This window comes from Thermococcus piezophilus, from assembly GCF_001647085.1.
GTDB classification, from domain to species: Archaea; Methanobacteriota_B; Thermococci; order Thermococcales; family Thermococcaceae; genus Thermococcus; species Thermococcus piezophilus.
Genome location: NZ_CP015520.1, coordinates 1,901,189 through 1,914,744, shown reverse-complemented (window position 1 = coordinate 1,914,744; position 13,556 = coordinate 1,901,189). Strand labels below are relative to the sequence as shown.

General features: G+C 50.0%; 25 protein-coding genes. 3 read left to right on the top strand and 22 right to left on the bottom strand.

All coding sequences use genetic code 11. From position 1 onward, the window contains the following. Positions 1-59: 59 nt before the first annotated feature. On the top strand, positions 60-257 hold the full coding sequence (locus A7C91_RS12050) for a hypothetical protein (RefSeq protein WP_234394393.1): 198 nt from the start codon (positions 60-62) through the stop codon (positions 255-257). A gap of 40 nt (positions 258-297) precedes the next feature. Here the strand turns inward: A7C91_RS12050 and A7C91_RS10555 are convergent, their stop codons facing one another. Beyond that, complete coding sequence (locus A7C91_RS10555; protein WP_068667313.1) at positions 298-840, bottom strand: GNAT family N-acetyltransferase; 543 nt, start codon at positions 838-840, stop codon at positions 298-300. Positions 841-898: 58 nt separating this feature from the next. On the opposite strand from A7C91_RS10555, the gene A7C91_RS10550 reads away from it, so the two are divergent. Together A7C91_RS10550 and A7C91_RS10545 are read left to right on the top strand one after the other, a co-directional pair. Then, positions 899-1,375: a ferritin family protein gene (locus A7C91_RS10550; protein WP_068667311.1), complete on the top strand. Its 477-nt coding sequence runs from the start codon at positions 899-901 to the stop codon at positions 1,373-1,375. Positions 1,376-1,459: 84 nt separating this feature from the next. Beyond that, positions 1,460-1,762 carry a ferritin family protein gene (locus A7C91_RS10545; RefSeq protein WP_068667309.1) on the top strand — a complete coding sequence of 101 codons (303 nt, stop codon included), beginning with the start codon at positions 1,460-1,462 and terminating at the stop codon, positions 1,760-1,762. 51 nt (positions 1,763-1,813) lie between these two features. Here the strand turns inward: A7C91_RS10545 and A7C91_RS10540 are convergent, their stop codons facing one another. The 21 genes from A7C91_RS10540 to A7C91_RS10460 form a co-directional block, all read right to left on the bottom strand. Beyond that, positions 1,814-2,338 carry a ferritin family protein gene (locus A7C91_RS10540; protein ID WP_068667307.1) on the bottom strand — a complete coding sequence of 175 codons (525 nt, stop codon included), beginning with the start codon at positions 2,336-2,338 and terminating at the stop codon, positions 1,814-1,816. Beyond that, positions 2,325-2,612, bottom strand: coding sequence for an iron-sulfur cluster assembly protein (locus A7C91_RS10885; RefSeq protein ID WP_324609488.1), 288 nt, complete (start codon positions 2,610-2,612; stop codon positions 2,325-2,327). Before A7C91_RS10885 ends, A7C91_RS10540 begins: the two co-directional genes overlap by 14 nt. Positions 2,613-2,696: 84 nt before the next feature. Further along, on the bottom strand, positions 2,697-3,056 hold the full coding sequence (locus A7C91_RS10530) for an iron-sulfur cluster assembly protein (protein WP_068667303.1): 360 nt from the start codon (positions 3,054-3,056) through the stop codon (positions 2,697-2,699). Between the two features lie 217 nt (positions 3,057-3,273). After that, complete coding sequence (locus A7C91_RS10525; RefSeq protein ID WP_068667301.1) at positions 3,274-3,621, bottom strand: class II SORL domain-containing protein; 348 nt, start codon at positions 3,619-3,621, stop codon at positions 3,274-3,276. 10 nt (positions 3,622-3,631) lie between these two features. Then, complete coding sequence (rd, locus tag A7C91_RS10520) at positions 3,632-3,793, bottom strand: rubredoxin (RefSeq protein ID WP_068667475.1); 162 nt, start codon at positions 3,791-3,793, stop codon at positions 3,632-3,634. 82 nt (positions 3,794-3,875) lie between these two features. Then, positions 3,876-4,391 carry a rubrerythrin family protein gene (locus A7C91_RS10515; protein ID WP_068667299.1) on the bottom strand — a complete coding sequence of 172 codons (516 nt, stop codon included), beginning with the start codon at positions 4,389-4,391 and terminating at the stop codon, positions 3,876-3,878. Between the two features lie 88 nt (positions 4,392-4,479). Then, positions 4,480-4,629, bottom strand: coding sequence for a hypothetical protein (locus A7C91_RS12560; protein ID WP_394326654.1), 150 nt, complete (start codon positions 4,627-4,629; stop codon positions 4,480-4,482). Continuing rightward, on the bottom strand, positions 4,598-4,870 hold the full coding sequence (locus tag A7C91_RS12435) for an NAD(P)/FAD-dependent oxidoreductase (protein WP_324609487.1): 273 nt from the start codon (positions 4,868-4,870) through the stop codon (positions 4,598-4,600). The genes A7C91_RS12560 and A7C91_RS12435 overlap by 32 nt, the downstream gene beginning before the upstream one ends. A 20-nt stretch (positions 4,871-4,890) precedes the next feature. Continuing rightward, a complete protein-coding gene (locus A7C91_RS12430; protein WP_324609541.1) occupies positions 4,891-5,046 on the bottom strand; it encodes a Rossmann-fold NAD(P)-binding domain-containing protein in 156 nt (51 codons plus the stop codon). Then, positions 5,031-5,183 (bottom strand): hypothetical protein, encoded by a 153-nt coding sequence (locus tag A7C91_RS12425; RefSeq protein ID WP_324609486.1) that lies wholly within the window; start codon positions 5,181-5,183, stop codon positions 5,031-5,033. The genes A7C91_RS12430 and A7C91_RS12425 overlap by 16 nt, the downstream gene beginning before the upstream one ends. A gap of 382 nt (positions 5,184-5,565) precedes the next feature. Beyond that, positions 5,566-6,111, bottom strand: a complete 546-nt coding sequence (locus A7C91_RS10505; protein WP_234394508.1) for a ferritin-like domain-containing protein — start codon at positions 6,109-6,111, stop codon at positions 5,566-5,568. Between the two features lie 66 nt (positions 6,112-6,177). After that, positions 6,178-7,407: an FprA family A-type flavoprotein gene (locus A7C91_RS10500; protein WP_068667295.1), complete on the bottom strand. Its 1,230-nt coding sequence runs from the start codon at positions 7,405-7,407 to the stop codon at positions 6,178-6,180. Between the two features lie 42 nt (positions 7,408-7,449). Then, complete coding sequence (locus tag A7C91_RS10495; protein WP_068667292.1) at positions 7,450-7,902, bottom strand: peroxiredoxin; 453 nt, start codon at positions 7,900-7,902, stop codon at positions 7,450-7,452. 1 nt (position 7,903) lies between these two features. Further along, a complete protein-coding gene (locus tag A7C91_RS10490) occupies positions 7,904-8,794 on the bottom strand; it encodes a thiamine pyrophosphate-dependent enzyme (protein ID WP_068667289.1) in 891 nt (296 codons plus the stop codon). Continuing rightward, positions 8,791-10,503 (bottom strand): 2-oxoacid:acceptor oxidoreductase subunit alpha, encoded by a 1,713-nt coding sequence (locus tag A7C91_RS10485; protein WP_068667287.1) that lies wholly within the window; start codon positions 10,501-10,503, stop codon positions 8,791-8,793. The genes A7C91_RS10490 and A7C91_RS10485 overlap by 4 nt, the downstream gene beginning before the upstream one ends. Positions 10,504-10,649: 146 nt before the next feature. Beyond that, positions 10,650-11,003, bottom strand: coding sequence for a DUF302 domain-containing protein (locus A7C91_RS10480; RefSeq protein WP_068667285.1), 354 nt, complete (start codon positions 11,001-11,003; stop codon positions 10,650-10,652). A 12-nt stretch (positions 11,004-11,015) separates the two neighbouring features. Further along, positions 11,016-11,642 carry a cytochrome c biogenesis CcdA family protein gene (locus tag A7C91_RS12045; protein WP_234394507.1) on the bottom strand — a complete coding sequence of 209 codons (627 nt, stop codon included), beginning with the start codon at positions 11,640-11,642 and terminating at the stop codon, positions 11,016-11,018. Between the two features lie 29 nt (positions 11,643-11,671). Further along, positions 11,672-12,115, bottom strand: coding sequence for a hypothetical protein (locus tag A7C91_RS12040; RefSeq protein ID WP_234394392.1), 444 nt, complete (start codon positions 12,113-12,115; stop codon positions 11,672-11,674). Positions 12,116-12,415: 300 nt separating this feature from the next. Then, positions 12,416-12,544 (bottom strand): hypothetical protein, encoded by a 129-nt coding sequence (locus A7C91_RS12235; RefSeq protein ID WP_267886232.1) that lies wholly within the window; start codon positions 12,542-12,544, stop codon positions 12,416-12,418. 92 nt (positions 12,545-12,636) lie between these two features. Further along, positions 12,637-12,843, bottom strand: a complete 207-nt coding sequence (locus A7C91_RS10465; RefSeq protein ID WP_068667283.1) for a hypothetical protein — start codon at positions 12,841-12,843, stop codon at positions 12,637-12,639. 110 nt (positions 12,844-12,953) lie between these two features. Next, complete coding sequence (locus A7C91_RS10460) at positions 12,954-13,493, bottom strand: nitroreductase family protein (protein ID WP_068667281.1); 540 nt, start codon at positions 13,491-13,493, stop codon at positions 12,954-12,956. Positions 13,494-13,556: the final 63 nt, after the last annotated feature.

The following is a 13,556-nucleotide window of genomic DNA, read 5'->3' as shown; positions in this document are numbered from 1 at the left end:
TTCAACACTGCTGAGCGCTCTCATTGGAATACTCTACGCAAAAAAACCTCAACCTAAAGATGCACCATACCTTCATCTACACTGCCGTTATCCTGCTAACCATCGGCATCGGCTACATGCTCTACACAACCAGAGTCCTCTCTTCACACGGAGCGCTCGGACTCTTCGTTTACATCTACCTCCTCCTTACGGCCTTAAGCGGCAGGGCTTTTTGGCAAGAAAAATTACAAGGAATCGGCACAAGCGTTTGGCCATGATTGCGGTGCTTTTATTAACCCTCCAAATCCTACTGGCAGTTTACAGCTTCCTTCTCTGACCTTTATATTTCAGCACCACGAACTCCTTGTAGTCCATCACCTTTTCGAAGCCCTTCCTGAGGTAGTAAGAGTAAGCTTCTAGGTTGGGGAGGGTTATCACATAGGCGTCTTTTCCAAGCTCTCCCAGGCGGTTTATTGCAAATTCCAGCAGCCTCGAACCGTAGCCTTTTCCTTTGTATACAGGGTCGACCATGAAGAACTCTATGAGGCCCGTTTTTTCATTTTTCAGCTCTTCTGGTACCCACCAGACGTCCTTGTCCTCCAGGTTGTAGACGAGGGCAACCGTTCCAATTACCTTCCCATCTTTCATTCCGACGTAGAGCTCGTCGAACTCTTCTCCCAGCCGAAACTCGAGGAATGGCTCGTAGACTTTTTTGAAGCCTTCGAAATCGTCAATACTCGGCTTGTTCTCAAGCCATTCAAGGGCTGGATAAGCCCCATTGGTGTCTCGGTACACTCTGAAAACAAAGCTAAGCAGTTCATTTTTAAGTGATAGTGGATTTCCCATCTTAACGATTTCCATTTTTTATCCCCAAAAAGAATTATATCTTTAAAGCCCCAAATAAAATTTTGGTGATAATATGAACGAGCTTGAAGCACTTGCTTTGGCACTAGAGGTTGAGAAGGCAGAGCTAAAATTTTATATAGAAATGGCAAAGAGAGCCAGAGATGAAAGGGCAAAGAAGATGTTTCTATTTTTAGCGGGTGAGGAAGCGGAGCATTGGGACGTCTTTGAGAGGAAGTTCGTTGAGAATGTTGTGGAGAAATGTGAACTTCCGACAATTGACAAGGGAATCCTAGAAAAGCTGAGCCCAAAACATGATGGTGATTTAAGTGAAGTTGATGCCGTAAAAATCGGCATGGAGCAGGAAAAGCTAACGTGGGAGTTCTACGAAAAAGCTGCCAAGGAGGCAAAAGATGAAGCTGTGAAGAAGATTTTTCTCGAGCTGGCTAAAGTGGAAAAGGCCCACTATGAACTTTTAAAGGCCCAGTATGACTCCATCATGAAGACCGGCATCTGGATGGACTATCAGGATTTCAGTCTTGAGGTTGATTAGTAAGCAGAGGTTTACAAGCTTGACTTTTTCCATTTGGGGTAAAGGATTATAAACCTCCGGACGTTAATATACCGTGGTGATACCATGCTGGCGAAATACCCGTTTGAGCTTCCAAAGGATAGGAAGCTCTCAACGAGGGAAATCGCTCAGGCTTTGCGCTGGGCGATCGAGGCTGAGCTCGACGCCATAAGCTTCTATGAACAGCTGGCCGAGCATATAGATGATGAGAGGATAAAGCACATCTTCTACGATGTTGCCAACGAGGAAAAGGAGCACTTCGGGGAATTCCTGGCGGCGCTTTTCGAGGTTGATGGTGAGCTTGCCAAGTACATGAAGGAAGGTTTTGAGGAGGTTGAGGAGGAAACTGGCATAAAAGTAGAGCTTTGAACCTTTTCTCTCTTTGAGGAACAGCACCATGAGAAAAAATGGTAGAGGGGCTTACGGTCCGATGTTCATCATCTGGCTGTACATTGCCCAGTCAAGCAAGAGCTCGTACTCTGCCTTGAGCGTGTAGTAGTGTCCCTTCTCCATGTCACTAAGATAGCGCATGAGCCTCCTCTTGTCTTCTGTTTCCATTATGTTCTCGAGTTCGGCGTAGAAGTTGGCTGCTATCTCCTCAGCCTTCATGGCCCAACGGATAAGGTCTATTATATCCTCAACGCTGTGAAGCTTTCTCGCGACTGGCTGGAGCTCTGGTCCTATGTGCTCCTCCGGGAAGATGACATCTTTTCCAGGGAACATGTTGGCGTAAATCCTTCTCAGGAGTTTCTCATGCTTCCCTTCCTCTTCCGCGAGCCATTCAATTTTCTCCTTCAAAGCCTGTATCTCCATCCTTTCGGCAAGACTTGTGTAGAATTCCCTTGCACCTATCTCGGCCTTTATGGCCATTCCAAGGAGTTCTTCAAGGGAGAAATCCCTAATCCTTTCAAGGGGGAGCCCTTCATCAAGTTCAGGTGGAATCATGAATCATCCCCTCCACAAGCAACAGTCCAAGTTCATTGTAGACTCTTATTTTATTAAAACCTTCCTCTTTCAAAACCGTAACGATGCCCCTGAGAACCTTCCTCTGCACGTTTATCGCCAGCATTCGGCAAAAACGGCATTCTGGGGTGGAGCGAGCCATGAGGAGGAAAACATCAATCCTGTCTCCTTCAACCGTCAGGCCATAAACCAGTCCCACTTCCACGATGTTAACTCCGGTTTCTGGGTCCTGAACTTTTTTCAGAATCTCAACCACTTTCTAAACCTCTTGGGGCAGGTCCTTACGCGGCCCTGATTTTGGTCTTTTCCCGGACTTTAGGAGATCAAAGAGCCACATAGCTCAGACCTTCTCCGAGCTCAAATCTTTGATCGTATAGCCTTTATTGTTCTCAAAAACACCGACGGGGTTGTTCCTGAGGTCGTAAACGTAGACGTTGTCAAACTTGACGAGGGCAAAGCGTTCGATGATGTCACCGATTATCTTGGAGTAGGCTATAGCACTTGCTCCCGTCATGTTGTACTCGGCGTGGCTCTCGAAGTTGAGCCAGATTTTAAGGGTATCATCCTCGACCTCTAGGCCAGTTATTACTCCCGAGTCAAGGATGTCCCCTCCAGTAACTGGGTCAGTTATCTTTCTGAGCTCATTGAGGACACCCTTATAGTGTTCTGGCCATTTGCGGTTGGACATGTAGACCTTCATTTTTCTCACCGATAGTCATTCCTCATGTCGTGTTAAAAGCCTTCCTGACCAGTTCTGCCCATAGTAGAATACTCTGCCGATATTGAGGGAGTGCTACCGTATCATCCAGCTGATACTTTGTCCACAAAAAGAGCACTATCAACAAGACACCAAGATGAGGGTTTTCTCTGAAGCCATCCCTACGATTAAAAAGAAGAGGGGGTTGGAGCCTGAGCTTTCACTCAAGCGCGACCTCGTTTTCCCAGAGGCCATGGATATTGCAGTAGCTTAAAGCGTAGAGCTTGCCCTTCTTCTGGGTCCTGAGGAAGAATATAGCCTTCGGCTCGGTGAGCGGGTCGCTGTGGTTGGTGAAGGCAACCCTGCCGACGAGAATCGGGAAGTTGCCATCCTCGGGGTGGAAGTAAAGCTCGATCCAGGCGATGTGGTGCTCGGGAGTGTTCGGGTGCGGAATTTCTTTGCCGACACTGACCTCAACCTTGACGAGGTCGCCGTCCTTCTCGTACTCTATAACGGGCACGTGCTTTTCTCCCTTCCAGTCTCCAGAAGCTATGGTTTTGCTCAACATATCCACCACCTCACTCTATCTTTTCAAACATGTCTTTTCCAGCTCCGCAGAGCGGGCAGACCCAGTCTTCGGGAAGGTCTTCAAACTTGGTTCCTGGAGCTATTCCATTGTCTGGGTCGCCTTCGTCCTCATCATAGATGTATCCACAAACTATACATTTCCACTTTGCCATTCCCATTACCTCACTCTAATGTTATTAGCCAAGCCTTATAAGGTTTGCGTTTCAAACTTGTCCATTAAGAAAAACAAAGAAATCACTCGAAGATCACAAACTTATCCCCAGGAACACCGCACACCGGGCACTTCTCGGGGATTTCATCGACGACGGTGTAGCCGCAAACGGGACAGATGTAGACTTTGTTTATCTCGAAGTCCTCTCCTTTCTCGGCCCTCTCTTTTGCCTTTGCGTAGAAATCAGCATGTATCTTTTCTGCCTCGAGGGCGTAGTGAGTTGTTCTGATGGCATCCCTTTCGCCCTGGAACTCGGCCGCGTTCTTAAAGACAGGGTACATCTCCTCAACCTCGTAGGTCTCCCCATTTATACCCTCCTGCAGGTTCTCGGAGGTCTTGCCCAGTTTTCCGAGGGCTATGAAGTGGTTCTTGGCATGGACAAACTCGGCATAGGCTATTGCCCTGAAGAGCTTGGCTATGTTAGGATAACCCTCCTTCTCCGCCTGCTCTGCGAAGATAAGGTACTTCATGTGGGCCATGCTTTCGCCGGCGAAGGCCTCCTCCAGGAACTTTCGAGTCATTTTCCTTTTCACAACCATGCTATCACCAGCAGAGGTTCTGCATTAATAGTTGTGTGATGGGATATATAACGATTTTCTAAACCTTGAGGTTGTATGCTTTATCACGTCAGTCAATAAGCAGTCCTTTTCTGATTGCTTTCTTGACCTCCATGGCTCTCCTCATGTCTTCGAGCACAACCGCCTCCGCGGGCTTTTCATCTTTGTAGAAAACTTTCGTTTTTTCATCAAGCCGTCTGCTTCTCCCCTGTTCTTCCAATCAATGCAACGTTTAAGTCGGCGAACTTAAAGAGCGCCGAGCAGAATGAGAGGTCGTAGTGGTCATCCTGCTCTCTGAGCAGGTTTGCGAGGATATTTGCATGCTTTACAGCGGTTTTGGCAGTCCTGCATATCGTCCCGCTGTACTCGGCGCAGTTACCTATTGCGTAGATGTCCTTCGCAGAAGTTCTTAACCCTGCATCTATAAATATTCCACGCCCGGCGTGGATTCCGCTCCTCAAAGCTAGTTCCTTGTTGGGAACTATCCCGAAGGCGCAGACCTTAAGCCTCCCGGAAGGTACCCCTTATCGGTCTCCACACCGTTCTTATCTGCCTTCAGGAGGTTGGCCTCGAGGTGAAACCCAACTCCAACCTTCTCCAGCTTTTCCTGGAGCTTTTCGCTCAGCTCTTCGTCCAGTCTGAGAAGATTCTTGCTCCTGTGGATGAGCTTGACAGAATAGCCTGCCTTATCACCTTCCCGGCTAGCTCAAGCCCTATGAAGCCGCCTCCAAGGACCGTGATCTCTCCCTCTTCTTCAAACCTTTCCTTTAGCATCTTGGCGTCGTCAAAGGTTCTTAGGGTCAGATGTGCTCCCTCCCGGGTATGAAGGCTTTCTTGCCCTTGCGCCAGTCGCAAGAACGAGGACATCATAGGAAATATTCCCCTTGCTCGTCACGAGAACATTCCTCGCTATGTCTATGATCTTGGCTTCAACGCCTAATCTGAGGTCTATCCCCTTCCGCTCGTACCATTCGGTTGAATACGGAAAATGGCATTTTCATCCACGAATCCTGCTATGTAGTGCTCAGCATTGGCTTTGAGTAGTAGGGGAGCTCTTCTTTGTCCACTATTGTTACTCCAAAGTCCCCAGAGAGTCTCTTGGCAAGCTCAACTTCTCAGGCCCATCGCCGACTATTACAACCCTCACGCTGCCACCTCACGACCGCGTGTGGGGCGCTAGGTAAAGTTCGAGCTGGGTGTTAAGGTGTTCGATGGGAACGTTGATGTATTCTGGCTTACTCTCCGTGACGTCCTCGAGATATTCGACGTGGGACTTTATGGACGCGTAGTGGGATCTCTCCTGCGCCGCTAAGAATCCGAATATGATCCTGTGCTCCGGAAGGCGTTTTTCCAGGTGGGTGTATATCCTTTCTGCGGTTTTTTCGCTGAGCAGGGCAACTCTCATCGCCTCTACGAGGTTGGCGACAGTGTCGACTCTGATCGAGGTTTCGGCAAAGGGTATCCCTTCGGGAACGGTGTAATCAGTATCCCCAAAGAGCGTTTCGTGCAGTCTTAGGAGGGTCTCCTTGTGGGAGTCTTCGGCTTTAGCAAGGGTCTGGAAGAATTCTCTGAGCAGCCCTCCTGTTCTGGAGGCGAGGTGTTCATAAAAAGCTTTGGCGTCATCTTCTGAGGCTATAGCGTAGCCAATTATCTCCCTCAGCGGGAACTTAACAAGTTTGTCAAGAATCTCATCCATTAACATCACCTGTGTGTAACATTTGTGTTTGAAGTATTTAAACCTACGCAATGGGACTAAATAATAAAAAGGTCAGGAAATCCACCTGACAAGCTTTCTGACGCCTTTTCTAAGCCTTTCCTCCTCCTCTGGAGTTGGCCATCCGCGCGATTCAACCGTGTCCACGTGGTCGAACTTGCTCCTCGTTATAAGGGTCTCTATCTTCTTTCCAGCAACGCCCGCCCAGCCGAAGGCGCCGACTATTAAAACGGGCTTCTCATAGTTGGCCTTGTCGAGTATCTCGTAGAGAGCGTAGCGTATGCGTGGGTGTATCTCGGCCTCATATGTGGATGCTCCTATTATGAGCGCCTCGCTGTCTGGGACATTGCCGAGTATATCGCTAACTGCCGGCGCCTCTTTGTCCGTAAACTTGTAGACTACCGGGTTGAGGCCGTGCTTCCTGAGCTCGTCCAAAACAATCTCCATCCTTCTCTCGACGAAGCCGTACATCGAGTCGTAGATGATGAGAACCTTGCCTTTCTTTACCTTCCCAGCACCGACAGCCTCGTAGTGCTCAAATATCCTCATGGGATTCTTGCGCCATATCAGTCCGTGTCCTGGGAGTATCATCCTGGCCTCCTGCACTATGCCGAGCTCCTTGAGCTTCTTTATGTTCTGGACTATGTACTTGTGGTAGTGGCCTATGACGGTGACTATGTACTTGGTGACATGGGGGAGATATTCCTCGATAACCTTTTCGTCGCTGTCGTCAATGACTGGGGGAATAGAGTAGCCTCCGCCGGCGTCGCAGCTGAAGATGAGCTTATCCTCAACGACATAGGTTATCATCGTGTCCGGCCAGTGGAGCCACGGGACGGTTATGAAGCGGAAGGTTTTTCCGCCGATGTTCATATCCTCGCCGTCCTTGATTGCGTAGAAGTTCTCGACGACCTTTTCTCCGTAGAACCCCTCAAGGAAGCGCTTCGCAAAGCTCGTGCCTATGAGCTGGGCCCTGTATCCATTGGCCTCAAGGACTGCCGGAAGGGCCCCGCTGTGGTCCGGCTCGGTGTGATGGATGATGATGTGCGTTATCTCTTTGGGGTCAACGATGCCCTTGAGGGCCTCCATGAATTCCTCTGTATACTCTTTCTTGGTTATGTCAAAGAGAACAACGGTATCTTTGAGCTTCATGAGGTAGGCGTTGTAGGTTATGCCCTCCGGGATGTCCCAAGTGGCCTCGAAGTACTTGATCCTGTCGTCATCAATCCTTATGAGATAAAGCTCGGGGTCATCCAGTATTCTTTCAGTCCAGACCTTTGGCATTGCTATCACCACCCCTTAAGTTCTCTTTCCAGGGTTATTAATTCATCCCTTCAGGACTGCCAGTACCTCGTTTAAGTCCGGAAGCTCTCCGAGAGGATAGACCTTCACAAAAGCGATCCTGCCGTTTTCGTCTATTATCACGTTCGCCCTTTCCGAGATTCCATCCTTCTCCCTGAAGAGGCCGTACTTCCGGGCAACTTCCCCATGGGGCCAGAAGTCCGCAAGGATTCTGAGCTTTTTAAGGCCCATGTGCTCTGCCCATGCCTTTTTTGTGGGGACTGAATCAACGCTTATTCCCACAGGAACAACGTTGAGCTCCTCAAGCTTATCGTAATGTTCCTCTAGAGCCTTCATTTGCCTTTCGCAGATGCTAGTCCATGCTAGAGGATGGAAAGACAGAAGAACCTTCCTCCCCCTGAAGTCACTAAGCCTGAACTCCTCCCCGTTCTGGTCTTTCAAAACAAAATCCGGTGCAACATCACCAACTTTTACCATTTCAGAGCCTCCTTTTAATATCTAGAATCTTTCTTATCTCCTCAACCTTCGGCTCCCTCTTCCACAGCGGCGTTTTGTCCCTCTTGTAGGCAGGGACGAACTCTTCAAACGTGGGCTTTTCGTTGATGTAAAACACGCCGAGCGGGAGTGGATCGGTTTCAATCGCGCGTTTAAAGGCCGCTTCCCTGTCGTATGGGTCATGGTCGTCCATCCAGTAGGTGTGCTCCCTGTACCAGGTGTAGGTGTTCACCTTGTTGAAGCTGATACAGGGATGGAAGATATCGACTATAGCCAAACCTTTATGTTCTATCGCCTTCTTTATTATCTCGACGCTCTCACTGAAATACCCCATGAAGGTTCTTGCAACAAAGGAAGCATCGAGGGCTATGGCAAGGGCAATGATGTTGAACGGCTCTTCAAAGACGCCCCACGGCTGAGTGGGCGTCTTCATTCCCTTCATCGTTGTGGGAGAAGCCTGGCCCTTCGTGAGGCCGTATATCTGGTTGTCGTGAATGAGAACAGTTATGTCTGGGTTCCTCCTTATCGCGTGAAGGAGATGGTTGCCGCCTTCGGCGTACATGTCGCCGTCTCCACCCTCTGCTATGACGGTCAGCTCTGGATTCGCCACCTTCACGCCAGTTGCTATTGGAATGGCCCTGCCGTGGAGCGTGTGGTAGCCGTTGACTTTTATGTAGTGGGGCATCTTTGCGGCCTGACCAATACCGCTGATTATTGCCACCTCGTTGGGGCTAAGGCCGAGCTCCGCCAGGGCCGTTGTGAGTATGTTCCTGATTCCGAAGTTGCCGCACCCGGGGCACCAGGCTATGTCCTGGCTCCCTGGCCTCTTCGGTTCGAAGCGGCTCTTGTCGACCTTTTCAACGTTGGGGTTCATTCTACCACCCCCCTGAGGCCATCGAGGACTTTTTCAACCGAGAAGGGCCTCCCATCGTACTTGAGAACCCTGTGATGAACCTCAACGCCAAGCTCCTTCTTTAGAAGCTCCGCGAACTGGCCCGTAACGTTGAGCTCGACGGCTATGATGGTCTTGCCTTCGAAAAACTTCTTTGTCTCCGGGTTGAGTGGGTAGAGCCAGCTGAAGTGGAGCAGCGCTACATCGTCCCTACCGGGCTTCTCTATGGCCTCCTCAACAATGTGGAGCGTTGAGCCCCAAGTGACGATGATGTACTTGGCATCCTCCCTTCCGATGAGTCTTGGCAGCGGTGCATTCTTCCTGATGGTTTCGAGTTTTCTGATTGCCCTCTTCTCCTGCATTCTGACTGTAAGTTCTGCATCCTCTGTTATGTCGCCCCATTCGTCGTGCTCGTTTCCGTTGGCTACAACCACATCCTCACCATAACCTGGGATCGCCCTCGGCGATATTCCGTCCTCGGTGAGCTCATACCTCCTATAGCCGGGCTTCGCTTCGACTATGTATTTTTCGACCTTGACCTTATCCAGCTCGAACTCAGGGAGGTTGTAGTAGGTATCCATGAGGTACTGGTCGGTGAGTATTATTACGGGTACCTGGTACCTGTCCGTCAGGTTGAATGCCTCGGCGCTTAGGTAGAAGGCCTCCTCTATGTTGCCCGGAGCGAGGATAATCCTCGGGAAGTCCCCGTGGCCGGCGTGGAGAACGAGATTTAGGTCGCCCTGTATGGTTCTCGTGGGCAAGCCGGTCGCAGGTCCAGGCCTCTGGGCGAGGTGTATGACTATTGGATTCTCAGCCATCCCGGCCAAGCTAAGAGCCTCCGTCATCATAGTAAAGCCGCCGCCGGAGGTAGTCACCATAGTCCTCGCTCCGGCGTACCAGGCTCCTAAGGCCATGTTGATTGCGGAAATCTCGTCCTCGGCCTGCTCCACCACTATCCCGAAGTCCTCCGCATGCTGTGCTGCGAAAACTGCCACCCCTGTTGAGGGGCTCATCGGATAGAAGCTGAGGAAGTTCATACCCCCGGCGAGGGCACCCAGAGCCACAGCCTCGGCCCCGCTGAGGAGTATCTCGTTCCTGGCATTTTCGTTCCTCTGGACCTCTACCTTTACGGCGCCCTCCTCGAGGAGCTTGAGGCCGAGCTCGTAGCCCTTCTTTACCGCCTCGATGTTCTTCTGAACAACGTTCTCGCCCTTGCTCCCGAAGCGTTCCTTCAGATATTCCTCAACCGCCGAGAATTCGCCGCGGAAGATGCCAACGACAATGCCCGCCGCTATGGTGTTGATGTAGAGCTGACTGCCAACATCGAGCGCCATCTTGGTGAGGGGAACCTCGATGAAGTGAATCTTCTCGAGAAACTCCTCCTCGACGTTTTCCTTCTCGCCGATGACGACTGTACTCTCCGATATCCTCTCCTTGACCCACGGGAGAACACCGCGCTTGAAGGGAATCAGAATGTTTATCTTCTTCACGAAAGCTCTTACTCTCTTGGATGAAACCCGTATCTCCGTGGTGTTTATGCCCCCACGAACGCGCGACATGTACTCCTTGTTTGCATAGACGTTGTAGCCTGAGAACTTCAGTGTTCTGGTCAGAATCTCCTCGACGGTCTGGATGCCCTGCCCTGCAGCTCCACCTAGAACCACAGAAAGGTCTTCTTGAAACTCCACCATAACACATCACTTCGGATTAAGTTCGACTTTCGACATCATAAGGTTTGTGGATTAGATTTATATAATTTTCTTTTGCAAGCCTAAACATCCTGCTCGCTGACGTTGATTTTCTGCAATAATGGAAAAGAAAAGGTGAGACAACTTCGTTAAAGATCCTCAATGACGCTTTTAACGACCTCAAGGGGCTCTTTGATTATGTCAAGCACGTCGTCGGCGGTGTTGATGGCCACGTAGGTTTCGCCGTCCTTCTCGTAGAAGAGCACTGGACACGGCGCGAAGGAGCCTATCTCGTATTCCTTCTTGGTCATCTCGTAGAAGACCTTTGGGTTGCAGACGTAGAGTATCCTGTATGGCTCCATCTCGACCCCGAGGTTGTTCTTGATAACATCGCTTGGCGTGAACTCAAGGATCACTTTGTAGCCCCTCTTTGCGAGTTCCTCCCTAAACTTCTTTTCGGCTTCCTCAACGCTCAGCCCAACCTTCCTTCTGTGTCTGAACATTTTTCCACCTCCTCAGAGTTTTGAGAGGCTCTCAAAGAGGACGCTCCAGAGCTTTAATGGTGTGAGTTCTGTGAGCATAATCATGCCGAGGAGCACGAGGATTATGCCCAAAGCCCGCTCCCACTTTGCTTTGCCAGACTTGCCGAGGCTTATCCTCCCCGAGAGAAACTTTCTGTTTAGCCAGTCCCCCATGTCCTTCGAGGAGGTAATCAGGTAAACCATCAGCCCCATGCCAAGGCCGTAGGTTCCCATCACGATTATCCCGCGTAGGGTGTCGCCGCTGAGGGCGGCTGTTATGACGGCGAAGCCGACGTAAGGGGCTATGCAGCCGAGCCACGTGGCCCCCAAGGCCGAGCCGAGGGCGAAGTCATACAGCTTTCCTCTCTTCGACGCCACCTTATCTGATGCCGAAAAGCTCAGGAACCTCTCAAGCTTGGCGCTTACACTCTCGCTCAGGAAGCCCAGGCCAATCACTATGAAGCCGAGGCTGCCTATGAGGTACAGGGCTCCCCTTATCTGGGCCGCGTAGGAACCAAAACTACCCGCCAGGGCGCCCAAAATGGCGAAAGATAATACCATGCCCGCTATTATCAGCTCCACTCTCCTCCTCGCGAAAGTGAGGGAGAAAGTGCCGACTATGATGGGCAGGACGCAGGGTGAGAAGACGCTCAGTATTCCGGCCGAAATATCGGCAGGAGAACCGCGAGGGTTAGGTTTGTGTTGTTTTCCTGGGCCTGGGGCGTTGCAGTTTCCGTGGTTTGAGTTTGTTCCCCTGCTTGGGGGTTTTCATCGTTCCCCACTGCAGTCTTTACGAAGAACTCCAAACCATCAGGATTGAGCGCACCGATCGCTACTCCCTTCAGAATTCTGATGCCGTTCTCGACCTTGAATATTACCATCGTTGGCGTCCCCGGAACGCCGACGCTTATCTCTTCCCCTGGAGTTTTTGGCCTGTAGTAGCCAGCGTTGTCTGGCTGGAGGATCACAACGTCATCGTAAACCCTATATCTGAGCGTTGTAAGGGAGCGCGCTTTGTAAACGTCGATGGAAACAAGGTTTAATCCCAAAAGGGTCTCCTTGGCTTTCTTAGTCGGGAAAACGCTCGTCTTCATATAGTTACATGCCGGGCAGCTCTCTGAGTGGTAGAAGATGAAAAGAAGGTTAGCTCGCCGTATCTGACTTCTCCGGCTCTTACACTTCCTGCAAAAAGAAGTATCAGGATGATTATTAGTGTCTTCTTCACACTATCATCTTAGGAAATAAAAATTTAAAATTAAAAGCCTTTTCTTGAAGCTTTTTTCATCAAAAAGTCATCGGGACGTAACTTTTTTTTGAGGTAGTCCGCTATTATCTTTCCCACGTATTCCACTCTAGTGTACTTTTCCAGCTTTACTGCAAAACCCCATCTTTGGCTATCCTTTTGCACGAAAGGGAAGCTTGCCCAGCTTCCTCAGCCTCTCAATCCACTGGAGAAATTTCCCATCTCCCTCTGCAATCTTCCTTTCGATGGGCCCGAAAAGTATCACCTCAACGTCTTCCACCCACTTGTATTTCAAAGCGTTGGTAGCCTACATGAAGTCTACCAAAGCTTTTTCGTCCTCACTGGGGATTATAACAAGTGCTTTTACTATCTCTACCCCTCCAGGGCCTTTATGAATTTTTCAAAACTCCTTGTTGAAATTTCCCTTTCCATAACTATGACGTTTATGTTGCCGCATTCATATTTGGCGCACAAACCGATGCATTCCTCAACGCTGACTTCGTAGCCCTTCTCTTGGAGGGGCTTGACAACTTCCTCCAAGTAATCACCAGCACAGAATTTGCAAACCTTGGCTTTCATCTTATCACTCAAAAGTGTTTCTGAGATACATCTTTTTGGTCTCACTATTTCTAATGTGAAAAGTCTCCAAGTTTTTCAGTTTTCAAAATGTAAATAAAATCGGGATGCCCTCATTTTTCGAATGGTATGTCAAATCTGTTATAGCCGACCTTCCCCCATTCAAAGACCTCTTCGCAGTGGGGTGGCTTGTTCTCCGCTGGATAGCCGACGCCAATGATGCAGAGAATGCGGTAGTTTTCTGGAATGTCCAAGAGCCCCCTCACGTATTCCTCGGCACTCTTCTCCTCGTTGTGCATCCTGTTCCTAATCTGCACCCAGAAGGATCTCAGACCCAGGGCAACGGCCGCGAGATGTATGTGCTCAGCCGCTATGGAAGCGTCCTCGATCCATACGTCGCTCCTTTCACCATCGGCCGTCACGACGATGGCTAAAGGTGCCATTGCCAACCCAGAGGCGCCTAACTTAGCCTTCGAGAGCTTTTGGAGCTTTTCCTTATCATCAACGACTATGAAGTGCCAGGGCCTTTTGTTGTATGAACTCGGCGAAAGGAAAGCAGCTTCAAGAAGCTTTTCTACCAGCTCCCTCGGGACTTTCTTGTCCTGAAAGCGCCTTATACTTCTCCTTTTTCTCAGCACCTCGAAGAACTCCATACCACCACCGACAAGAATTTCCTGGAATCCATTTAATATCCTTTTCCAAAGTTGGCATTTCCC